Annotated in this window: 16 protein-coding genes and 1 tRNA gene; 10 read left to right on the top strand and 7 right to left on the bottom strand. The window is 71.0% G+C overall.

The window, feature by feature from the left end; genetic code table 11:
- Nucleotides 1-2: 2 nt before the first annotated feature.
- Both VEC03_RS13570 and murB read right to left on the bottom strand, forming a co-directional pair.
- Nucleotides 3-1,817 (bottom strand): autotransporter assembly complex protein TamA, encoded by a 1,815-nt coding sequence (locus tag VEC03_RS13570; protein ID WP_324916008.1) that lies wholly within the window; start codon nt 1,815-1,817, stop codon nt 3-5.
- A 115-nt stretch (nt 1,818-1,932) separates the two neighbouring features.
- Nucleotides 1,933-2,979, bottom strand: a complete 1,047-nt coding sequence (gene murB / locus VEC03_RS13575; protein WP_324916010.1) for a UDP-N-acetylmuramate dehydrogenase — start codon at nt 2,977-2,979, stop codon at nt 1,933-1,935.
- Between the two features lie 44 nt (nt 2,980-3,023).
- Here murB and VEC03_RS13580 point away from each other — a divergent pair, with 44 nt between their 5' ends.
- Genes VEC03_RS13580 through VEC03_RS13590 form a run of 3 tightly spaced genes read left to right on the top strand, consistent with a single transcriptional unit; the run spans nt 3,024 to nt 5,773 of the window.
- Nucleotides 3,024-3,509, top strand: coding sequence for a YajQ family cyclic di-GMP-binding protein (locus VEC03_RS13580; protein WP_324916011.1), 486 nt, complete (start codon nt 3,024-3,026; stop codon nt 3,507-3,509).
- 6 nt (nt 3,510-3,515) lie between these two features.
- Nucleotides 3,516-4,160, top strand: coding sequence for a retropepsin-like aspartic protease family protein (locus tag VEC03_RS13585; RefSeq protein WP_324916013.1), 645 nt, complete (start codon nt 3,516-3,518; stop codon nt 4,158-4,160).
- A complete protein-coding gene (locus tag VEC03_RS13590; protein ID WP_324916014.1) occupies nt 4,160-5,773 on the top strand; it encodes an MFS transporter in 1,614 nt (537 codons plus the stop codon). The genes VEC03_RS13585 and VEC03_RS13590 overlap by 1 nt, the downstream gene beginning before the upstream one ends.
- A 457-nt stretch (nt 5,774-6,230) precedes the next feature.
- Here the strand turns inward: VEC03_RS13590 and plsY are convergent, their stop codons facing one another.
- From plsY to VEC03_RS13610, 4 genes are all read right to left on the bottom strand, one after another.
- Nucleotides 6,231-6,863: a glycerol-3-phosphate 1-O-acyltransferase PlsY gene (gene plsY, locus VEC03_RS13595; RefSeq protein ID WP_324916015.1), complete on the bottom strand. Its 633-nt coding sequence runs from the start codon at nt 6,861-6,863 to the stop codon at nt 6,231-6,233.
- A gap of 28 nt (nt 6,864-6,891) precedes the next feature.
- A complete protein-coding gene (locus tag VEC03_RS13600) occupies nt 6,892-7,383 on the bottom strand; it encodes an aminoacyl-tRNA deacylase (protein ID WP_324916017.1) in 492 nt (163 codons plus the stop codon).
- Between the two features lie 10 nt (nt 7,384-7,393).
- Entirely contained in the window at nt 7,394-8,455 is a 1,062-nt protein-coding gene (locus VEC03_RS13605; RefSeq protein WP_324916018.1) for an aldo/keto reductase, read from the bottom strand.
- Nucleotides 8,456-8,517: 62 nt separating this feature from the next.
- Nucleotides 8,518-9,441, bottom strand: a complete 924-nt coding sequence (locus VEC03_RS13610; protein ID WP_324916019.1) for a class I SAM-dependent methyltransferase — start codon at nt 9,439-9,441, stop codon at nt 8,518-8,520.
- 146 nt (nt 9,442-9,587) lie between these two features.
- On the opposite strand from VEC03_RS13610, the gene VEC03_RS13615 reads away from it, so the two are divergent.
- Nucleotides 9,588-12,734 carry an AAA family ATPase gene (locus VEC03_RS13615; protein ID WP_324916021.1) on the top strand — a complete coding sequence of 1,049 codons (3,147 nt, stop codon included), beginning with the start codon at nt 9,588-9,590 and terminating at the stop codon, nt 12,732-12,734.
- Nucleotides 12,735-12,747: 13 nt separating this feature from the next.
- On the opposite strand, the gene VEC03_RS13620 is transcribed toward VEC03_RS13615, so the two are convergent.
- A complete protein-coding gene (locus tag VEC03_RS13620) occupies nt 12,748-14,547 on the bottom strand; it encodes an acyl-CoA synthetase (protein ID WP_324916023.1) in 1,800 nt (599 codons plus the stop codon).
- Nucleotides 14,548-14,573: 26 nt separating this feature from the next.
- Between VEC03_RS13620 and VEC03_RS13625 the strand changes: the two genes are divergently transcribed.
- The 6 genes from VEC03_RS13625 (at nt 14,574) to VEC03_RS13650 (ending at nt 21,538) form a co-directional block, all read left to right on the top strand.
- On the top strand, nt 14,574-15,479 hold the full coding sequence (locus VEC03_RS13625) for an alpha/beta hydrolase (RefSeq protein WP_324916024.1): 906 nt from the start codon (nt 14,574-14,576) through the stop codon (nt 15,477-15,479).
- Nucleotides 15,480-15,635: 156 nt separating this feature from the next.
- A complete protein-coding gene (locus VEC03_RS13630) occupies nt 15,636-16,568 on the top strand; it encodes a hypothetical protein (protein ID WP_324916025.1) in 933 nt (310 codons plus the stop codon).
- Nucleotides 16,569-16,646: 78 nt separating this feature from the next.
- Nucleotides 16,647-17,751, top strand: a protein-coding gene (prfB, locus tag VEC03_RS13635; protein ID WP_324916026.1) for a peptide chain release factor 2 whose coding sequence is annotated in 2 segments (ribosomal slippage) — nt 16,647-16,727 and nt 16,729-17,751 — 1,104 coding nt in all. Because the reading frame shifts where the segments join, the coding sequence is not laid out codon by codon here.
- Between the two features lie 9 nt (nt 17,752-17,760).
- Nucleotides 17,761-20,409, top strand: coding sequence for an aminopeptidase N (gene pepN, locus VEC03_RS13640; protein ID WP_324916028.1), 2,649 nt, complete (start codon nt 17,761-17,763; stop codon nt 20,407-20,409).
- Between the two features lie 37 nt (nt 20,410-20,446).
- The gene (locus VEC03_RS13645) at nt 20,447-21,451 is read left to right on the top strand and encodes a class 1 fructose-bisphosphatase (protein WP_324916030.1); all 1,005 of its coding nucleotides are present in this window, start codon (nt 20,447-20,449) and stop codon (nt 21,449-21,451) included.
- 11 nt (nt 21,452-21,462) lie between these two features.
- Nucleotides 21,463-21,538: transfer RNA gene (locus tag VEC03_RS13650), tRNA-Thr, on the top strand.
- Nucleotides 21,539-21,745: the final 207 nt, after the last annotated feature.

Raw genomic sequence — 21,745 nt, forward strand, 5'->3', positions numbered from 1 at the left:
CTTCAGAAGGTCGTGCCGATGTTGATGTGCAGGCGCAGCCGCTTCGCGTCCACGCCATACGCCAGGTCCACCTGCATGGGCCCCAGCGGGCTGCGGTAGCGCACGCCGGCGCCTATGCCGACCGCGGGTCGCAGGTCGCTGGCGTGGTCCGCCACCGCGCCGGCGTCGATGAACAGCACGCCTTCGAAATCCGTCGGTGCGCCGCCGCGGCGGATCGGCCGCTGCCACTCCAGGCTGCCGACCGCCAGCAGGCGGCCCGGGCCGATCACGCCGCCGGCCTGTTCGACGCCGATGTCGCGCAGCCCGTAGCCGCGCACCGAGGTGTCGCCGCCGGTGCGGAACAGCTGGGTCGACGGCACCCGCGCGTCGGCGCTGGCCAGCACGGCCCCGCCCTCGGCGCGCCACTGGATGCGCCCGCGCTCCAGCGGGTGGATCTGCAGCCAGCGCAGCACGGTGCGCTGGAACGGCCGGCGGCTGCCGACCAGCGTGATGCCGGCGCCGAGCTCGGCGCCGATGGCATAGCCGCGCGTCGGGTAGGGCTCCTGGTCGAAGTAGCGCCCGCGCCAGATGTAGTTGGCGCTGAGGGCGGTCCCGTCGCCAGTGTCCGCCGGCGGCAGCGCGCCCCCCTCGGCCCGCACGTTGGAGCGGTCGAACTGCACGTAGACGTTGCGCTCGATGTGCTCCTCGCTGCGGGTGCGGCCGACGCGGAGGGACTGGCTGTGGGTGACCAAGGGGTCGTCGTCCACGCGCTCGGCGCGCGCCGCCACGCCCCAGCGCCAGCCGTCCTCGCCCGGGACGGCGAACAGCTCGGTGCCGATGAAGGGCGCCTTGCGATCCAGCTGCAGCTTGTTCACGGCGCGCCAGCCCAGGCCGGGCAGCCGGTTGTGCGTGTACTCCACGGTGGCGCGCGGGCCGGCGTCGGTGGAGAGACCTATGCCCAGCACCAGCTTCTTGAGTGGCGCCTCGCGCACGTTCACCTGCACTGGGGCAGCGGCGGGGTCGCCGGCCGGATCGACGTAGATGAAGGCCGAGTCGAAGTAGCCGCTGCCCACCAGCCGCAACTGGGCGCGCTGGATGCGGTCCTGGTCGTAGATCGTGCCGGGCGGCAGCCGGGCCAGCCGCGGCACCAGCACCGGGTCGTAGCGCTCGATGCCGGACACCTGCAGGGTCCCGAGCCGGAACAGCGGGCCCGAATCCAGGCGCAGGCCCAGACGCGCGCGCTGGGTGGCGGCATCGATGTCGGCGCGGCTGAAGCCGATCCGGCCGGCCGGGTAGCGCCGGGCCACCAGTTCGCGCAGCGCATCGGACTTGGCGTCGTCCCAGGCCTGCTGGGTGAAGCGGCGCCCCGCCGGCAGGCGCCAGCCCTCGCGGATGCGCTCGCGCTGCGCGACCGCATCGGGTTCGCCGGAGCCGGCGATGTCGCCCTCGAAGCCGATCTCCACATCTGCGATCCGGGTCGGCTGGCCCGGATCGACCTCGACCACCACGACCGGCACCCCGCCGGCCGCGGCGGGCTCGTGCCGGATGTCCAGCCGGGGCGCGAAATAGCCGAGCGTGCCCAGCAACTCGCGCGCGTTGCGGCCGGCCAGCCGCAGCAGCCGGGCCAGCTCCGCATCGTCGAGGTCGGGCACCTGGCGGTAGCGCTGCAACTCCAGGTGGCGCTCCAGCAGTTCGCGCACCTCGTCGGGCGCGCGCACCTCCAGGTTGAACGCGGGCCGCGCCGGTCCTTCCTGTCCCAGCGCGGCGCCCGCCAGCAGCACCGCACAGGCCGCGGCGCCGAACCATCGCAGGGCGCACGCGCGCGATCCGGGGTTCATGGGGTGGGTCTCGGGGCGTCCACGTCCGCGGGGCGGTGGGACGGTCCACCACTATGAAGAGGTTGGAAGCTCGGCTGCGTAGGCCCACGCCGACAGGCGCAGCCGTCGCGCTGGCTCACACCACGACCGGCTCGGGCTCCAGCCGGATGCCGAAGCGTTCGTAGACGCTGGTCTGGATGGCGCGCGCCAGCGTCACCACCTCGCCGCCGGTGGCCCCGCCGCGGTTGACCAGCACCAGCGCCTGCTTCTCGTAGACCCCGGCATTGCCCACCGACTTGCCCTTCCAGCCGCAGGCGTCGATGAGCCAGCCGGCGGCCAGCTTCACCGATCCGTCGGGCATGGGGTAGTGCACGATGCCCGGCTCGCGGGCGATGATGTCGGTGCACTGCTCGGGCGACACGGTGGGGTTCTTGAAGAAGCTGCCGGCGTTGCCCAGCACGCGCGGATCCGGCAGCTTGGCGCTGCGGATGGCGCAGACCCAGTCGAACACCTGCCGCGCGCTGGGTCGGGCCAGGCCCGACTCGGCACGCCGGCGCTCCAGGTCCATGTAGCCCAGCTCGGGCTTCCAGGGCTTGGGCAGGCGCAACCGCACCCGCAGGATCAGCGCGCGGCCGGCCAGGCCCATGCCGCGGCCGCCGCCTTCCGGCGCCGCGTGCTTGAAGACCGAATCGCGGTAGCCGAAGGCGCACTGGGCGGCGTCCAGCGTGAACACGCGCCCGGTCTGCAGGTCGATCGCATCCAGCGATTCGAAACGGTCCTGCAGTTCGACGCCGTACGCGCCTATGTTCTGCACCGGCGCGGCGCCCACGGTGCCGGGGATCAGCGCAAGGTTCTCCAGCCCGGCGAAGCCCTGGGCCAGCGTCCAGTCCACCACCTCGTGCCAGTTCTCGCCGGCTCCGGCCTCGACCACGGTGGCCCGCGGACCGTCATCCACCACCCGGCGGCCCGCGATCTCCACCTTCAGCACCAGCGGGCGCACGTCGCCCGTCAGCACGATGTTGCTGCCGCCGCCCAGCACGAACTTGGGCGCCGCGGCCAGTCGCGCATCGGACAGCAGCTGCACGACGTCGGCTTCGCTGCGCACGCGCACCAGCTCGCGCGCCTTGGCGACGATGCCGAAGCTGTTGTGCGGCGCCAGCGCGACGTTCTGCTCCACGATCATGGGAGAATTGTGACCCATGGGCGCGGGGCGCCGGGGGAGCTGAAATGCCGTCATTCGATACAGTCTGCGAGCCCAACCTGGTCGAGGTGAAGAACGCCGTCGACAACACCGCCAAGGAGATCGGCACGCGGTTCGATTTCAAGGGCACGTCGGCCGCCATCGAGATCAAGGACAAGGACATCACGGTGTTCGGCGACACCGACTTCCAGCTCGGGCAGGTGCAGGACATCCTCACGAACAAGCTGGCCAAGCGCAACGTCGACGTGCGGTTCCTGGACAAGGGCAAGGTCGAGAAGATCGGCGGCGACAAGGTCAAGCAGGTGATCAAGGTGCGCAGCGGCATCGAGTCCGAGCAGGCCAAGAAGGTGCAGAAGGCGATCAAGGAAAGCAAGCTCAAGCTGCAGGCCTCGATCCAGGGCGACGCCGTGCGCGTGACCGGCGCCAAGAAGGACGACCTGCAGGCCGCGATGGCGCTGATCCGCAAGGAGATCGCGGACCTCCCGCTGTCCTTCAACAACTTCAGGGACTGATCCCGCGTGCGCGCCACCCTCCTCGCAGCCGCGGTGCTGGCCACCGCCCCGGCCTGGGGCCAATCCGTCGCGCTGCAGGGCATGCTGGGCAACCGTGCGCTGCTGATCGTCGACGGCGGGGCCCCCAAGTCCGTGGCACCGGGCGACTCGCACAGGGGCGTCAAGGTGGTGTCCACCGCGGGCGACCAGGCCGTGCTGGAGTTCGGGGGCCGGCGCCACACGCTGCGCGTGGGCGAGGCGCCCGCCAGCGTGGGCGATGCCGGCGGGTCTGCCGCGCCGGTTGGCAGCAAGATCGTGCTGACGGCCAGCACGGGCGGCCACTTCCTTACGGAAGGCGCGATCAACGGCCGCGCCGCCTACTTCATGGTCGACACCGGCGCCACCAGCATCGGCATGGGCGCCGCCGACGCCGAGCGCCTGGGCATCGACTACAAGTCCGGCCGGCCGGTGCGCATGGGCACGGCCAACGGCGTCGCGCTGGGCTGGCGCGTCATGCTGGCCTCGGTCCGCATCCGCGACGTGGAAGTGCGCAACGTCGAGGCCGTGGTCGGGCAGCAGCCCATGCCCTACATCCTGCTGGGCAACAGCTTCCTGGGCCGCTTCCAGATGCGGCGCGACAACGACCAGATGGTGCTCGAGCGTCGCTACTGATGCCCGATCCCGAGCGCGCCACCCTCGAACCACCCCCGCTGCCCCCGCCCGTCACGGCGCTGGGGCCGCTGGGCAATCCGGTGTTCCGGATGCTCTGGTTCACCTGGTTCGCGGCCAACACCTGCATGTGGATGAACGACGTCGCGGCCGCCTGGCTGATGACGTCGATCGCGCCGTCGCCGCTGTGGGTGGCGCTGGTGCAGTCGGCCTCCACCCTGCCGGTGTTCTTCCTCGGCCTGCCCAGCGGCGCGCTGGCCGACATCCTGGACCGGCGCCGCTACTTCATGATCACCCAGTTCTGGGTGGCCGGCGTCGCGGCCGTGCTGTGCAGCGTGATCCTGCTCGGCTGGATGAGCCCGGAGCTGCTGCTGGCGCTGACCTTCGCCAACGGCGTCGGGCTGGCGATGCGCTGGCCGGTGTTCGCGGCCATCATCCCGGAGGTGGTGCCACGCCACCACCTGGCGCAGGCGCTGGCGCTGAACGGCGTGGCCATGAACGGCTCGCGCATCGTCGGCCCGCTGGTCGCCGGCGCGGTGATCGCCAGCCTGGGCAGCGCCTGGGTGTTCGTGCTCAATGCCGTGCTGTCGATTGTCGCTGGCTTCGTGATCATGCGCTGGCGCCGCGAGCACAAGGAAAGCCCGCTCGGGCGCGAACGCCTGTCCAGCGCCATGCGGGTGGGCGTGCAGTTCGTGCGCCAGTCCGGCCGCATGCGCGGCATCCTGCTGCGCATCTCGGTGTTCTTCCTGCACTCCACCGCCCAGATGGCGCTGCTGCCGCTGGTGGCGCGCGGGCTGCCGGGGGGCGCCGCCGGCACCTTCACGGTGCTGCTCGCCTCCATGGGCGCGGGGGCCATCTTCGCCGCCCTGCAGATGCCACGGCTGCGCGCCTGGCTGCCGCTGCAGCGGCTGATCTTCGTCGGCACGGCGCTGCAGGCGCTGGGCACGCTGGTCATGGCCTACGCGCCCAACATCGCGATCGCGGTGCCGGCCATGGTGCTCTCCGGCATGGCCTGGATCACGGTGGCGAACTCGCTCACCGTGGCGGCCCAGATGGCCCTGCCCGACTGGGTGCGGGCGCGCGGCATGTCGATCTACCAGATGTGCCTGATGGGATCCATGGCTTCGGGCGCCGCGCTGTGGGGCCAGGTCGCCACCTGGACCAGCGTCCCCACCAGCTTGGCCGCGGCCTCGGTCGCCGGCGTGATCCTGATGGCGCTGGTGCAGCGCCTGGTGCGCGACCGCGGCACCGAGGAGGACCTGACGCCCTCGCAGGTGCTCAAGGTGCCGCAGATGGCGGGGCCGGCGCAGGGCGGCCGCATCCAGGTGTGCGTGGAGTACCGCATCGATCCGGCGCGCTCGCAGGAATTCCTGGCCGTGATGGAGGAAAGCCGCCGCAGCCGCCTGCGCCAGGGGGCGCTCAACTGGCAGCTGGTGCACGACCTGAGCGACCCGAGCTGCTACATCGAGCAGATCACCGACGAGAACTGGGTCGAGCACCTGCGCCGCTTCGACCGCATCACGGCGGCGGACGCCCAGCTGCGCGACCGCCGCCTGTCCTTCCACGTCGGCGAGGAGCCGCCGCGGGTGACGCGGTACGTGATCGAGCGGGAGTGAATTCCTGTTGACCGTCATCCCCGCGAAGGCGGGGATCCAAGGCTTCCGCATTCGGCAGCGCGCAAGGCGCGCGCATCAAGCCGTCGAGTTGAGGCGGTCGAATTGAGCCCCGAGGGCGCGGCGGGCGGCGCCGGACGTTGCTTCATGGTGGGGCGGCCCCTGCTCGCTGACGCTCGCAGGCGCTTCCCGCGAAATTTCTCCGGCCTGGGGCGGGCGGCGAAACTCGCTGCGCTCCTTCGTCGCGCTGCTCAAACAGATGCCGCCAGTCAGAGCACGAACGCGCGCCTGCGGCGCGCTGCCCCAGTCCGGAGAAATTTCGCGGCGCCCCACAAATCAGCCCCGCCCGGCGCCGCCCACCGCGGGAACCGCTGTGCGGGTGCGAGCACGAGTGAGCACCTGGTCGATTGCGAACGGTTCCCGGACAGTAGTGCGGAGGCGGACTGAGCGAAGGAGCCGCTCAGGCCTTCTTCTTCGCCCCCAGCTTCGACTCCTTGCCCGCCACCAGCCGCTGGATGTTCTCGCGGTGGCGCCAGGCCAGCAGCGCCGCCATCGCGAACAGCGCGAACACCACCGGCTTTTCCGCGTACCACTGGATGCGGTCGCCCAGCAGGAAATAGACCGGCGCGAACACGGCCGCCACCAGCGAGGCCAGCGAGGAGTAGCGGAAGAAGAAGGCGATGATCAGCCAGGTCAGCCCGGTGGCGATGCCCAGCAGCCAGTGGATGCCGAACACCGCGCCGATGAAGGTGGCCACGCCCTTGCCGCCCTGGAAGCGGAAGAACACCGGGTACAGGTGGCCGAGGAAGGCCCCCAGCGCGACCAGGGCCACCGTGCCGTCCTCCAGCCCGTACGGCTTGCCGTACAGGCGCACCAGCAGCACCGGGACCAGCCCTTTCATCGCGTCGAGCAGCAGCGTGACGATGGCGGCTGCCTTGCTGCCCGAGCGCAGCACGTTGGTGGCGCCGGGATTCCTGCTGCCGAAGGTGCGCGGGTCCGACAGGCCCATGGCGCGGCTGACGATCACGGCGAAGGCGAGCGAGCCCACGAGGTAGGCCGCCAGCGCGGCGAGCAGGGGGTACAGGGTGTCCATCGGGCGCCGATTCTGCCAGCGCCGCGCTTCACTCCTCCAGCGCGCAGTGCACCGGCTTGGCCCCGAGCAGCCGCACGCACACCTGCGGGTCGATGCCCACCAGGTAGCCGCGGCGGCCGCCGTTGATCGCAATGCGCGGCAGCGCGAGGATGGTTTCCTCGATGTAGACCGGCATCTGCCGGCGCGTGCCGAAGGGCGAGGTGCCGCCCACCAGGTAGCCGCTGTGGCGGTTGGCGACCTCCGGTGCGCAGGGCTCGATCGACTTGGCGCCGATCTGGCGCGCCAGGTTCTTGGTCGAGACCTTGCGGTTGCCGTGCATCAGCACGAGCAGCGGGCGCGCCTTCTCGTCCTGCATCACCAGCGTCTTGACGACGGTGAACGGATCCAGCCCCAGCACCTGGGCGCTGTGGGTGGCGCCGCCGTGCTCCACGTACTCGTAGGGGTGCTCGGTGAACGCGACTCCGTTCGCCTTGAGCAGCGCGGTGGCCGGGGTTTCGCTGACGTGGTCCTTCTTCGCCATGGTGCGCGGATCAGATGGCGGGATCGCGCATCGCCCAGCGGATGCGGTCGATCTCCGCCAGCAGCTCGGGCGGCAACTGCGTGCCCCATGCGTCCAGGTTCTCGTCCAGCTGCGCCAGCGAGGTCACGCCGAGGATGGTGCTGGCGACCTGCCACTTGGTGTAGCAGAAGGCCAGCGCCATGCGCGTGGGCGCCAGGCCATGGCGGCGCGCCAGCGCGTTGTAGCGGCGGGCGGCTTCCAGCGCCTCGGGCCGGCCCCAGCGGCCCTTGCGCACCGACTCGAACTTCGCGATGCGCGCGGCGGCCGGGGCCTGCGCACCCTCGAAACCGCCGTCGTCGTACTTGCCGGTGAGCAGGCCGAATCCCAGCGGCGAGTAGGCCAGCAGGGACACGCCCAGCCGGTGCAGGCTCTCGTCCAGCCCGTTCTCCACGCTGCGGTTGAGCAGGCAGTACGGGTTCTGCACGGTGGCGATGCGCGGCAGGCCATGCTGTTCGGCCAGCCGCACGAACTCGTGCACGCCGTAGGGCGTCTCGTTGGACAGGCCGACGTGGCGCACCTTGCCCTCGCGCACCAGGCGACCCAGGGCCTCGAGCTGCTCGCGGATCGGGGTCCGGGTGCGCTCCTGCGCCGGGTCGAAGTACATCGCCCCGAACATGGGCGCGTGCCGCTCGGGCCAGTGGATCTGGTAGAGGTCGATCACGTCGGTGCGCAGGCGGCGCAGCGAGCCTTCGCAGGAGGCCCGGATGTCGGCCGCCGTCAGGCCGGCGCCCTCGCGGATCCAGGGCATGCCGCGCGAGGGGCCGGCCACCTTGGTTGCCAGCACGATGCGCTCGCGCATCCCGGGGTGGGCGGCCAGCCAGTTGCCGATGATGGTTTCGGTGGCGCCGAAAGTGTCCTTGCGCGCAGGCACCGCGTACATCTCGGCCGTGTCGATGAAGTTGAGGCCGCGCTCGACGGCGCGCGAGAGGATGGCCTGGGCCTCGGCCTCGGCGACCTGCTCGCCGAAGGTCATGGTGCCCAGGCAGATGGGCGTGACGCGCAGGTCGCTGGCGCCGAGCTGGACGGAATTCATGCGGGGCGGGGAAAAGCCGCGCAGGATAGCGCAAGGCCTTGCCGCCCGCCCTTCGGCCCGCTCTAACCCACGTCGACCGTCACCTTCAGGAAGCTGGCCGACACCAGCGTGGTGTTCGGGTACTGGCTCTGGTTGTGCGCCTCGAACAGGGCCACCAGCTCGTCGCGCAGGGCGTCGGCCCGGCCGTCCTGCTCGGCCGCCCGGAACGCGTTCATCGTCGGCCCGTAGTAGCGCCTGAAGGTGTCGACGAACTCCGCCGGCGAGCCCTTGAAGTCGAACACGTAGCGGTCGCGCACCCAGCTGATCGCCTCCGACGCGATGCCGGCCGCGCCGAAGCGCTCCAGCACGTGCGGCGTCGATCCCCAGGTCATCGGGCTGACGAAGCCTTCCGGTGGCGGCGGCGAGTAGGCCGCGCTGATCTTCAGGATCTGCGCCACCAGCGTGGGGTCGCCGGGGATCCAGTTGCCCATGAGGATGCGGCCGCCGTGCCGCGTCACCCTCACCATCTCGCGCGCCACGTCGAACGGCCGCGGGGCGAACATGGCACCGAAGATGCTGACCACGAGGTCGAAGCTGCCGTCCTCGATGCCGGACAGCTTGCACGCGTCACCCTGCAGGAAGGTGCAGACGTCCGACAGGCCGGCCTGCGCGGCGCGGCGCCGGCCGGCGGCCACCAGGTTGTTGGCGATGTCGACCCCGGTCACATGGGCCCCCAGCCGGGCGGCCGGGATGGCCGTGGTCCCGTCGCCGCAACCCAGGTCCAGCACCCGCATGCCGGGGCCGACGCCGGCCTGCCGCATCAGGTCCTCGCCGTTCTCCCGCATGGTTTCGGCGATGCGCGTGAAATCGCCCTGCTCCCACAGCGCCTGGTTCGGGTTCACGCGTTCACCCTGGCGATCCTGGGGTCGATCACGGCCCGGTGCTCGTGCGGACTGGACCTCGCGATCCACCACCGTCACGTCGACCTTCTCTTCTGCAATAGGCATGGTCACTCTCCTTGCTCGGCTGGCGGGTGCGTGCTGCCGCGCCGCCCTTCGTTGCACCCGCCGGAAGCGATGGACGGCATACTGGCCATCGTCCGCACCGGGCGTTCCCGGAACGTTCCCGGCCGCTGCGGCAGGAGGGAACTGCGATGCCGACGCCTCCCGTGGAGTTGCCCGCCGCCCTGTCGATCCGCCTGCTGGGCGGTTTCGAGCTCGGCCGCTGCGCACCGGCAGACAGCGGCTCCAGCCCGCCACTCGCGCGCCGCGCGGCGGAACTCCTGCAGCTGCTGAGCCTGCAGCCGCAGCGCAGGCTGCTCAACGAACAGGTGGTCGAGGCGCTGTGGCCGCACCTGGATCCGCAGTCCGGCAGCGCCAACCTGCGCAAGGCCGCCCACCACGCCCGGCAGTTCGTCGGCGCGCCCGACGCGGTCGTGCTGCGCGGCGGCCAGGTCTTCCTGCTGCCCGGGCGCGAGGTCGACTGCGATGCGGCGCGGTTCGAACGGGCAGCCGATGAAGCACTCGCGACCGGCGACGCGCAGGCGTGCCGCGACGCTGCCCGGCTCTACGGCGGCGACCTGCTGCCCGACGCGCGCTACGAGCCCTGGACCGAAACGCCGCGGCGGCGCCTGCGCGACAAGTTCGTGCGCCTGCTCCGGCAATCGGGCGACTACGAGCGCCTGGTGCAGGAGGAGCCTTCCGACGAATCGGCCCATCTCGAGCTGATGCGCGAGGAGCTCGCGGCCGGTCGGCGCGCCTCGGCGCTGCGCTGGTGGGGCCACCTGCGCGACCACCTGCAGGCGATCGGCCTGCGACCGGGCCCGCAGGCGGAAGCGCTGTATCGCGAGTGCGTGGCCGGCCTGGACGGCGCGGCGCCACGCTTCGTCGGCCGCGCACTGGAGCTGGTGCGCGTGCTCTCGCTGCTGCGTGCGAGCCGCGCCGGCGGCGCCGGCGGGGCGCTGGTGCGCGCGCCGGCCGGCATGGGCAAGACCGCCTTCTGCCGCCGCGTGGCCTCGGAGGCGCGCGGGCTCGGCTGGCAGGTGCGCTCGCTGCAGGCCGGCGACTGGACGCGGCCCTACGGCATCGCCGCCGACCTGGTCCTGCCCCTGCTGCAGGAACTGCCCGACCCAGCGCAGGCCATCGGTCCTCACGCGCAGGCGGTGCTGGCCGCGATGGCGACGGACAGCGGTGACGCGATGCCGTTCGCCCTGCCGCTCGGCCGGCACCAGGTGGTCGGGGCGGTGCGCCGACTGCTGCTGGCCACCAGCGCCGACCTGCCGGTGCTGCTGATCGTCGACGACGCCCATGCGGCGGACGACGCCAGCGCCGAACTGTTGGTGCAGCTCACCGCCAGCGGCCCGCCGCTGTTCGTGCTGTTCGCCGCCCGGCCGGCCTTGCCGCCCTTGCTGGACGGCCACCTCGCGCGCATGCTGCGCGCCGGCAAGCTGGCGTCGCTGGACCTCGGCCCGCTGGACGAGGAGGAAGCCGCCCTGCTGGCCGAGCGCGCGGCCCCGCAGCCGTTGCCGCCGGGCACCGCTGCCGCCATCGCGCGCCGCGCCGAGGGCCTGCCGTTCGCGGTGGTCGAGTTCGCCCAGGCGGCGCCGCTGGATGCCGGGGCCGAACTGCCGCGCGACCTGGCGGCGGCGCTCGCCGCCCGCATCGGCGAGTTCGACGATCCGCTGCTGCAGGCGCTGCGGCGCATGGCGCTGTGCGCCGACGGCTTCGACGCGGCCACCGGCATCGCCCTGGCCGGCGATCCGGACTGCGATGGAGCGGCGCGACTGGACCGCACCCTGGCTGCCGGCCTGCTGGTGGTGGACCAGGGCCGCTACGTCTTCCGCCATGCGCTGGTGCGCGAGGCGCTGGTGGCGGACATCCCGCCGCACCGCCGGCGCGGCCTGTACCGCGAAGCCGCCGAGCGGCTGGAGCAGGCGCAAGCGGCACCCGGCCTGCTCGGCCAGCTCTGGCTGGCGGCGGGCGACCCGGACCGGGCGACGCCGCACGCGCTGGCCGCGGCCTGGCAGGCCTTCCGGCTGGGCGCCTTCGAGGACGTGCTGCGCCATGTCGATCCGCTGCTGGCGCAGCGTCCGGCGCAGCCGCGGGCGCTGGCGCTGCGGGCGGAGGCCCTGGATGCGCTCGGCCGCCCCGGCGCGCTGGCCGCCTACGACGCGGCCGCCGAAGTGGCGACCGGGGAGCAGGCGGAGGAACTACGCGCCAAGCGCGGCCTGGCGCAGATCAAGACCGGCGACCCGCCGGGCGCGCTGCGCTTCCTGCGCGAGGTGCATCCGACCACCACCGCCGGCCGCCTGGCCGAGGCGCTGGCCTATGCCGGCGCCGCCGCCCTGGGCTTCGGCGATCCGGCGGAGGGTACGCGCCGGGCCGCCGAGGTACGCCGCATCGCGCTGGAGACCGGCGACGAGGGCACGCTGGTGATCGCCTCCTGGGCGCAGGCGGCGGCCGCGCATGCGCGCGGCGACCTGCACGGCAGCGTGTGGGCCGACCTGCGCGAGACCAGCCACCTGCCCCATCTGGCCGTGCGCGTGTTCGACGGCCACCTGTGCATCACGCAGCGCTTCCTGTACGGCGCGCGGCCGTACCGCGACGTGATCGCCTTCGCCGATGCGCTCGCCGCCGAGGCGAAGCGGCTGGGCGCGGCCCGCGGCGAGGCCTTCGCGACCACCTTGCGCGGCGAGGCCAGGCTGCTGAGCGGCGACCTGGATGCTGCGGAAGCGGACCTGCTGGCCGGCGGCCGGATGCACCGGGCCATCGGCGGGGCCACGGGCGAAGCGCTGTCGCTGCAGCGGCGCGCCGAACTGGCCATGCACCGGGGCCAGCCGGCACTGGCCCGCGCGCTGCTCGACGAGGCGCTGGACGTGGCGCGCCAGTCGGAGATCGGCTTCCACCTGCTGGACCGCATCTATGGCACGCGCATCGCGCTGGCCGCCGATCCGGACGCGGCGCTGGCGGTGCTCGAGGAAGCCACGGCTGCCGTGCGCGGCCCGCTCGAGACCTGCCCGGGCTGCCGCATCACCTTCGCCATCCCGGCGACCATCGCCGCGGCCCGGGCCCATGAACTCGACCTGGCGGCCGAGCACGCCCGCGCCTCGGACTTCCTGGCCAACGTGGTGATGAAGCTGCCGGCGTGGTACGCCTCGCTGGACGAGGCCCGCGCCCACCTGGCCGCGGCCGCAGGTGACCGCGCAGCCGCGCGGGCCGGCTTCGCCGCGGCGGCCCAGGCCTTTCACGGCTGCGGGCACGCGCTGGACGAGGCCCGCTGCCGCTCGCTGGCGGCGCAGTGAGACGCGCCGGGCCTCAGCGCTGGCGGGCCCGCTCCTCTTCCTGCAGCCGCAGCACGCGGCGCTGCACCTTGCCGGTGGTGGTCATGGGCAGGGCCTCGATGAACTCGATCTCCTTGGGGTACTCGTAGGGCGCGAGCTTGCCGCGCACGTGCTGTTGCAGCTGCGCCACCAGCGTGTCGCCGGGCGCGTGGCCGGGCGCCAGCACCACGTAGGCCTTGACCAGCGCGCCCCGCTCGGCGTCCGGCTTGGGGACCACGGCGGCATTGGCCACCGCCGGGTGCTTGACCAGGCAGTTCTCGATCTCGCTCGGCCCGATGCGGTAGCCGGCGGCCTTGAACACGTCGTCGGCGCGGCCCTGGTACCAGAGGTAGCCGTCGGCGTCGCGCGTGGCCAGGTCGCCGGTGCGGCACCAGTCGCCGGTGTACTTGGCGCGGGTGGCGCGCTCGTTGCCCCAGTAGCCGAGGAAGAAGATCGGGTCGGGATCGCCGTGCACGTCGAAGCGGTTCACCGCCACGTCGCCGGGCACGCCGTCGGGGACCTCGTTGCCCTCGTCGTCGATCACCGCCACGCGATGGCCGGGATACGGCCGGCCCATGCTGCCCGGGCGCGCCGGCCAGCCGACGCCGCCTTCGGTGCGGCCGTTCATGCTGCAGTTGCCGACCACGTAGTTGATCTCGGTCTGGCCGAACATCTCGTTGACCACCACGCCCAGCTCGTCGCGGCAATACGCGAACACCGCGTCACCCACCGCCTCGCCCGCGCTCATGATGGCCTGCAGCTTCAGGCGGAACTGGCGGCGCGGCTGCGGGAAGGCCTTCATCATGGCCTTGAGCGCGGTCGGGAACAGGAAGGTGTGGGTGACGCCGTGCTCCTGCATCAGGGCGAACGCGGTGTCGGGGCTGAAGCGGCCGTTGTAGGCGACGATGGGGCGGCCGAAGTAGAGCGAGGGCAGGAGGGCATCCATCAGCCCGCCGGTCCAGGCCCAATCTGCTGGCGACCAGAACACTGACGTGTTCTGGATGTCGCCAGCGCTGGGCGCTTGCCCGTCCAGGACCGCCCCCTCCCCAACCCTTCCCCTCGCGGGGGAGGGCTCCGCTGGATTGCAAGCATTGGGAGGGAATCCGAACCAGTTCTGGCTGCACACGAAGCCCGGCAGGTTGCCGATCAGCGCGCGGTGCGGCACCAGCGCGCCCTTGGGCGGGCCGGTGGTGCCGCTGGTGTAGATCAGCACGGCGCCCTCCTCCGCCTTGGTGCGGGCGGCGGTGAATTCGGGCCGGTGCCGGGCCAGCTCCACGCCCCAGTCCAGGTCCGCCTGCAGCGCCGCGGCGCCGACGCCGACCAGCGTCCGCAGCGCCGGGCAGGCTCGGCGCACCGCCAGCAGGTTGGCGATCGAGCTCTCGTCGCACACGGCCACCACCGCGCCGCTGTCCTGCAGCCGGTACTCCAGCGCCTCGGGGCCGAACAGCATGGACAGCGGCATGGCGACCGCACCGAGCTGGAAGATCGCCATGTAGGTGATGGCGGTCTCGAAGCGCTGCGGCATCACCATCGCCACCCGGTCGCCGCGCTGGACGCCCAGCGAAGCGAGCACGTTGGACAAGCGGTTCGCCTGCGCCTGCAGGGCCGCGAAGCTCAGGGTGGATTCGCCCTGCACGCCGTGGGCGCGGATCGCGATGCGGCGGTCGCCATCGGGCGCCTGTGCCCAGCGCGCGCAGCAAGCCTGCGCGATGTTGAAGTGCTCCGGCACCGCCCAGCGGAACTGGCCGTGCATCTGCGCCCAGTTGTCCTTGTCGCTGCGTTGACTGACCGCCATCGATCGCCCTCCTATCATTCGCACCAATGTACCAACCCCGCCGAACGTCGCGCAGCGAGTTTGTCCCGATCCGCCGCTCGCGCTACCACGTGCGCATCTGGGGCGAGCCGCAACCGGGCCGCGTGCCGCTGGTGATGGTGCACGGCTGGATGGACGTGTCGGCGTCCTACCAGTTCGTGGTCGACGCCTTCTCGCGCGAGCACTTCGTGATCGCGCCCGACTGGCGCGGCTACGGCCTCACCGAATCGCCGCCCGCCGACAACTACTGGTTCCCGGATTACCTCGCAGACCTGGATTTCCTGCTCGACCACTACGCGGGTGACCAGCCCGTCGACCTGGTCGGCCACAGCATGGGCGGCCAGATCACCATGCTGTACACCGGCGCGCGCCCGCAGCGCATCCGCAAGCTGGTCAACCTCGAAGGGTTCGGCATGCCGGCCACCCGGCCGGAGCAGGCGCCCGGGCGCTATGCGAAGTGGATGGACGAACTCAAGTCCTTCCACCGCGGCGAGCTGGATCTCAAGAGCTACGACTCGGCCGAGGGCGTCGCCGCCCGGCTGATGAAGACCAACCGCCGGCTGCCGCGCGACAAGGCCGAGTGGCTGGCGCGGCACTGGGCGCGCGAGGGCGCCGACGGCCGCTGGCGCATCCTGGGCGATGCCGCGCACAAGATCACCAACGCCCAGCTGTTCCGCGTCGACGAGGTGCTGGAGGTCTACCGCCGCATCAGCTGCCCCACGCTGTGGGTGGAGGCCAGCGACGACAGCCTCGCCCAGTGGTGGCAGGGCCGCTTCACCCTGGCCGATTTCCACGAGCGCCTGGCCGCCGTGCCCGACCTGCGCAAGGCGCGGGTGGACGATGCCGGCCACATGTTCCACCACGACCAGCCGGCGGTGCTGGCGCGGCTGATCGAGGATTTCCTCGACGGCTGAGCCGGCGTCCGCCCGGCCTGCCCTTGACGCACCGGCGCCTCAACCGCCGGTAAAAATCCGCATTTCTCCTACAGATCCGTCCTCTTCCCGCCCATCCATGGCGTAGGAGCGCTCCTACCCATAGACTCGTCACCAAAAGTAGTTGAGGTGACTCGGATGAGCAGAAGGTTCTGGTCGCTGTGCCTTGCAGCGATGCTCGCCCCCTGTGCCGCGGCCGCCGCGGGGGACGCCACGGAAGAGGGGCTGGCCACGCTCTGGGAAGGGCTGTGGCACCAGAGCGGCACGCCGACGCGCGTGGTCCGCTGGGAGAACGAGATCCGCTTCCGCATGACGGGGATCGACCTGGCCCAGCACCGCGACTACGTCACCCAGGCGCTGCGCACGGTCACCCAGGAGGCCGGCGTCCAGCTGGTGGACGTCACCGACCAGCCCGGCGAGACGCCCAACCTCACGGTCGAGATCGTTCCCGACACCGCGCTGCAGGACAACCAGCCCTGCGTCACCTTCCTCGACTTCCGCACCGAGACCCGGGTCGACCGCGCCAGCATCCAGATGCGCAGCCGCGATACCTACCGCTGCGCCTACCACGAGGCCATGCACCTGATGGGCGTGCGCGGTCACCCGGGCGGCCACACGGTGCTGAGCTATTTCCCGCAGAAGGTCGACGGCCTGACCTCGCTGGACCGGGTGATGCTGCGCGCCTGGTACTCTCCGCGCATGAAAGGCGGCATGACGCCCTTCGAGGCGCTGCCGGTGCTGAGCGACGAGCTGATCGCCAGCCTGCCCGAAGCGGAGCGCCCGGCGGCCCAGCAGACCCGCGACCGCTTCTTCGCCGCCACCGTCGAACAGATGCAGGCCTACGCCGCCGGCCGTGGCGACATCCCGGCGATCGTCAAGCGTTCGGGCAAGTCCACCGAAGACGGCATCCGCCACGGCCGCTCGGAAATGAGCTACTTCCTCGGCGTCGCCTACTTCGAGGGCGCCACCGTCGGCGCCGACCAGAAGCAGGCCCTGGGCTGGTTCGAGCGCGCCGCCAGCGCCGGCAACCGCCGCGCGCAGTCCTACCTGGCGGGCCCGGGCACGCGCTGAGCGAGCCGCGGTGGCGGCACCGCCGCGCGCCGCGCACCCTTCTGCGAAAATCCGTGCTTTACAGAAAGCACGGACACCATGGACGCAGAACGCACCAACCTCATCGGCAGCACCCTCGAAGACCTGCAGTCGCGCTGCGCGGATCTCCGGAGGTATCTTTGACTACGACGCCAAGTCGGAACGCCTGAGGACGGTCAACGCCGCGCTGGAAGATCCCGCGGTCTGGAACGAACCGAAGAAGGCCCAGGAGCTGGGCAAGGAAAAGAAGCAGCTCGAGGACGTCGTCGTCACGCTGCAGCAGCTGGACCGCGAGCTGGCGGACAACCTCGAGCTGTTCGAGATGAGCCGCGACGAGGATGACGACACCGGCCTCCAGACCCTGGAGGCCGAGGCGCGCAAGCTCACCGGGACGGTCGAGGCGCTGGAATTCCGGCGCATGTTCGACAAGCCGGCCGACCCCATGAACGCCTTCCTGGACATCCAGGCCGGCGCCGGCGGCACCGAAGCCTGCGACTGGGCCGGCATGCTGCTGCGCCAGTACCTGCGCTACGCCGAACGCAAGGGCTTCAAGGCCACGGTCGAGGACGAGACCCCCGGCGACGTCGCCGGCATCAAGGGCGCCACCATCAAGATCGAGGGCGACTACGCCTACGGGCTGCTGCGCACCGAAACCGGCGTGCACCGGCTGGTGCGCAAGTCGCCGTTCGACTCGTCCGGTGGGCGCCACACCAGCTTCGCCAGCGTGTTCGTCTATCCCGAGATCGACGAGTCGGTGGAGATCAACATCAATCCGGCCGACGTGCGGGTGGACACCTACCGCGCCTCCGGCGCCGGCGGCCAGCACATCAACAAGACGGACTCGGCGGTGCGGCTGACGCACATCCCCACCGGCATCGTGGTGCAGTCGCAGGACAGCCGCAGCCAGCACAGCAACCGCGACCTGGCCTGGCAGCGCCTGCGTTCGCGCCTGTACGACCACGAGATGCGCAAGCGGATGGAAGAGCAGCAGAAGCTGGAGGATGCCAAGACCGACGTCGGCTGGGGCCACCAGATCCGCAGCTACGTGCTGGACAACAGCCGCATCAAGGACCTGCGCACCAACGTCGAGATCTCCAACACCCAGAAGGTCCTGGACGGCGACCTCGATCCCTTCATCGAGGCCTCGCTCAAGCAGGGCGTCTAAAGGAAGCACATGCGTGAAGGCCAGAATGCGGTGATCTACCGCGCCGACTACCAGCCGCCCCCGTACTGGATCGACACCGTGGAACTGGTGTTCGACCTGGACCCGGCCAAGACCCGCGTGCTCAACCGCATGCGGGTGCGCCGCAACCCGGAGGTCGCGGCCCAGCCCCTGAAGCTCGACGGCGAGGACCTGAACCTCGCCCGCGTGCTGGTCAACGGCCAGGGCACCTCGTTCAAGCTGGAAGGCGGCCGGCTGGTGCTGGAGAACCTGCCCGAGGGCCACGAACCCTTCGAGCTGGAGATCTTCACCACCTGCTCGCCGGCGAAGAACACCCAGCTCATGGGCCTGTACGTGAGCAACGGCTCGTTCTTCACCCAGTGCGAGGCCGAGGGCTTCCGCCGCATCACCTACTTCCTGGACCGGCCGGACGTGATGGCCAGCTACACCGTCACGCTGCGCGCCGACAAGCGCCAGTACCCAGTGCTGCTGTCCAACGGCAACCTGGTCGGCTCGGGCGACCTCGACGACGGCCGCCACTGGGCGCGCTGGGTGGACCCGTTCCGCAAGCCCTGCTACCTGTTCGCGCTGGTGGCCGGCCAACTGGTGGCCCGCGAGCAGAAGGTGCTGTCGCGCGCCGGCAAGGAGCACCTGCTGCAGGTCTACGTGCGGCCGGGCGACCTGGACAAGACCGAGCACGCGATGAACTCGCTGATGGCCTCGGTGGCCTGGGACGAGGCGCGCTTCGGCCTGGCGCTGGACCTGGAGCGCTTCATGATCGTCGCCACCAGCGACTTCAACATGGGCGCGATGGAGAACAAGGGCCTGAACATCTTCAACACGAAGTACGTCCTCGCCAGCCAGGCCACCGCCACCGACACCGACTTCGCCAACATCGAGTCGGTGGTCGGCCACGAGTACTTCCACAACTGGACCGGCAACCGCATCACCTGCCGCGACTGGTTCCAGCTCTCGCTCAAGGAAGGCCTGACCGTCTTCCGCGACCAGGAGTTCAGCCAGGACCTGGCCGGCGAGGCCTCGGCCCGCGCGGTCAAGCGCATCGAGGACGTGCGCGTGCTGCGCACCGCCCAGTTCCCGGAGGACGCCGGCCCGATGGCGCACCCGGTGCGGCCCGACCAGTATCTCGAGATCAACAACTTCTACACGGTCACGATCTACGAGAAGGGCGCCGAGGTCGTGCGCATGATGCAGACGCTGGTGGGCCGCGACGGCTTCGCCCGCGGCATGAAGCTGTACTTCGAGCGGCACGACGGCCAGGCCGTCACCTGCGACGAGTTCGCGCAGGCCATCGCCGACGCCAACCCCGGGAGCAAGCTGCACGAGCTGCTGCCGCAGTTCAAGCGCTGGTACAGCCAGGCCGGCACGCCGCGCGTGAAGGCCGTGTCGCACTGGGACGAGCAGACGGGCACCTATCGCCTGACGCTGTCGCAAAGCTGCCCACCGACGCCGGGCCAGGCCACCAAGGAGCCGTTCGTGATCCCGGTCGCCTGGGGCTTGCTGGGGCCCGACGGGCGCGAGGTGGCGCACGGCCTGCACGTGCTCACGCAGGCGAGCGAGACGCTGGAGGTCAGTGGCCTGGCCGCCGAGCCCGTGCCCTCGATCCTGCGCGGCTTCAGCGCGCCGGTGATCCTGGACTATGGCTACAGCGACTCGCAATTGATCGCCTTGCTGGCGCACGACCCCGATCCGTTCAACCGCTGGGAAGCGGGACAACGCCTGGCCGTGAACCGCGCGCTGGCCGCCATCCGCGGCGAGGCCGGCGGTGGCATCCGCCTCGACACGCCGTTCATCGAGGCGATGCGCGGCATCCTGCGCCACCCCACGCTGGACGCCGCCTTCAAGGAGCTGGTGCTCACCCTGCCCGCCGAGACCTACATCGCCGAGCAGCTGGACGTGGTCGACCCGCAGCGGGTGCATGCCGTGCGCGAGGCCATGCGCGAGCAGCTGGCCAGCGCGCTGCACCACGACTGGGCCTGGGCCTGGGAGACCCACAAGGACAACGGCGCCTACCGCCCCGACCCGGTCTCCTCCGGCCGGCGCGCGCTGGCCGGGCTGGCGCTCACGCACCTGTGCATCGCCGCGCGCAAGACCAACGACCCGGTCTGGCCGGGCAAGGCCTACCAGGGCTTCAAGGACGCGTCCAACATGACCGACCGCTTCAACGCCCTGGCGGCGCTGGTGATCGGCGGACACGAGCTGGCACGCCCGGCGCTGGAGCGCTTCCACTCGCTGTTCAAGGACGAGCCGCTGGTGCTGGACAAGTGGTTCTCGCTGCAGGCCGGCGCACCCGACCGCGGCGGCAACATCCTGCCGGCGGTGCGCCAGCTGATGCAGCACCCGGACTTCAACATCCGCAACCCGAACCGCGCGCGCAGCCTGGTCTTCAGCTACTGCAGCGCGAACCCGGGCGCCTTCCACCGGCCCGATGCGGCCGGCTACGTGTTCTGGAGCGAACGCGTGATGGAACTGGACGCGATCAATCCGCAGGTCGCCGCGCGCCTGGCGCGGGCGCTGGACCGCTGGCGCAAGCTGGCCGAGCCGCAGCGCAGTGCGGCGCGCGAGGCGATCGCGCGCGTGGCGGCCAAGCCGGACCTGTCCAACGACGTGCGCGAGGTGGTGACGCGCGCGCTGGCGGAATGAGCAGGTTCGCGAGCATCACCAATCCGGAGGAGTTCCCATGTCCGACACATCCCTCACCCGCTACCTCGTCGAGCAGCAGCGCACCCACGGCCACATCCCCGGCCAGCTGCGCCTGCTGATCGAGGTGGTGGCCCGCGCCTGCAAGCGCATCAGCCATGCCGTCAACAAGGGGGCGCTGGGCGACGTGCTGGGCTCGGCCGGCACCGGCAACGTGCAGGGCGAGATCCAGAAGAAGCTGGACATCATCGCCAACGAGGTGCTGATCGAGGCCAACGAATGGGGCGGCCACCTGGCCGGCATGGCCAGCGAGGAGATGGAGGGCATCTACGTGGTGCCCAACCGCTTCCCCAAGGGCGAATACCTGTTGCTGTTCGATCCGCTGGACGGCTCGTCCAACATCGACGTCAACGTCAGCATCGGCACCATCTTCAGCGTGCTCAAGATGCCCGAGGACGACCGCGGCGTCGACGAGGGCGACTTCCTGCAGTGCGGCAACCGGCAGGTCGCAGCCGGCTACTGCATCTACGGCCCGCAGACCACGCTGGTGCTCACCGTGGGCGACGGCGTGGCCATGTTCACGCTGGACCGCGAGCAGGGCTCCTTCATGCTCATCCAGGAGGACGTGCGCATCCCCGAGGACACCAAGGAATTCGCGATCAACATGTCCAACATGCGCCACTGGGACGCACCGGTGAAGCGCTACATCGACGAGTGCCTGGCCGGCAAGGAAGGCCCGCGCGGCAAGGACTTCAACATGCGCTGGGTCGCCTCCATGGTGGCCGACGTGCACCGCATCCTGACGCGCGGCGGCATCTTCATGTACCCCTGGGACAAGCGAGAGCCGAACAAGCCCGGCAAGCTGCGCCTGATGTACGAGGCCAACCCGATGGGCTGGTTGGTCGAGCAGGCCGGCGGCGCCGCCACCAACGGCCGCCAGCGCATCCTCGACCTGGAGCCCACCAAGCTGCACGAGCGGGTGGCCGTGGTTTTGGGGTCGAAGAACGAGGTCGGGCGGCTGACCGGGTATCACGAGCCGCTATAATCGCGGGCTTAGCCGGTGTAGCTCAGTCGGTAGAGCAGCTCATTCGTAATGAGAAGGTCGGGTGTTCGATTCATCTCTCCGGCACCAGATGAAAAGGGGTTGACTGTCGTGGTCAACCCCTTTTTTGCTTCCAGCGCCGCAAGTTCGCCTATCCACCGCAAAGCTTGGCGATGATTGCGCGCAGGCGTGCCGGGGCAATTGGTTTGTAGAGCAAAGGCAGGCCATGCTGGCGGACAAAGCGCGCCGTTTGTAAGGACGTGTCGCCCGACACGAGCACTGCAGGCAGACCGGGCC

This window comes from Ramlibacter sp., assembly GCF_035627355.1.
Taxonomy (GTDB): Bacteria; Pseudomonadota; Gammaproteobacteria; order Burkholderiales; family Burkholderiaceae_C; genus Ramlibacter.

Excerpts from the sequence above, each read along its gene's own strand:
- VEC03_RS13570 (WP_324916008.1), bottom strand. The coding sequence starts at position 1,817 with ATGAACCCCGGATCGCGCGCGTGCGCCCTGCGATGGTTCGGCGCCGCG.
- murB (WP_324916010.1), bottom strand. The coding sequence starts at position 2,979 with ATGATCGTGGAGCAGAACGTCGCGCTGGCGCCGCACAACAGCTTCGGC.
- VEC03_RS13580 (WP_324916011.1), top strand. The coding sequence starts at position 3,024 with ATGCCGTCATTCGATACAGTCTGCGAGCCCAACCTGGTCGAGGTGAAG.
- VEC03_RS13590 (WP_324916014.1), top strand. The coding sequence starts at position 4,160 with ATGCCCGATCCCGAGCGCGCCACCCTCGAACCACCCCCGCTGCCCCCG.
- plsY (WP_324916015.1), bottom strand. The coding sequence starts at position 6,863 with ATGGACACCCTGTACCCCCTGCTCGCCGCGCTGGCGGCCTACCTCGTG.
- VEC03_RS13600 (WP_324916017.1), bottom strand. The coding sequence starts at position 7,383 with ATGGCGAAGAAGGACCACGTCAGCGAAACCCCGGCCACCGCGCTGCTC.
- VEC03_RS13605 (WP_324916018.1), bottom strand. The coding sequence starts at position 8,455 with ATGAATTCCGTCCAGCTCGGCGCCAGCGACCTGCGCGTCACGCCCATC.
- VEC03_RS13610 (WP_324916019.1), bottom strand. The coding sequence starts at position 9,441 with ATGCCTATTGCAGAAGAGAAGGTCGACGTGACGGTGGTGGATCGCGAG.
- VEC03_RS13615 (WP_324916021.1), top strand. The coding sequence starts at position 9,588 with ATGCCGACGCCTCCCGTGGAGTTGCCCGCCGCCCTGTCGATCCGCCTG.
- VEC03_RS13620 (WP_324916023.1), bottom strand. The coding sequence starts at position 14,547 with ATGGCGGTCAGTCAACGCAGCGACAAGGACAACTGGGCGCAGATGCAC.
- VEC03_RS13625 (WP_324916024.1), top strand. The coding sequence starts at position 14,574 with ATGTACCAACCCCGCCGAACGTCGCGCAGCGAGTTTGTCCCGATCCGC.
- VEC03_RS13630 (WP_324916025.1), top strand. The coding sequence starts at position 15,636 with ATGAGCAGAAGGTTCTGGTCGCTGTGCCTTGCAGCGATGCTCGCCCCC.
- pepN (WP_324916028.1), top strand. The coding sequence starts at position 17,761 with ATGCGTGAAGGCCAGAATGCGGTGATCTACCGCGCCGACTACCAGCCG.
- VEC03_RS13645 (WP_324916030.1), top strand. The coding sequence starts at position 20,447 with ATGTCCGACACATCCCTCACCCGCTACCTCGTCGAGCAGCAGCGCACC.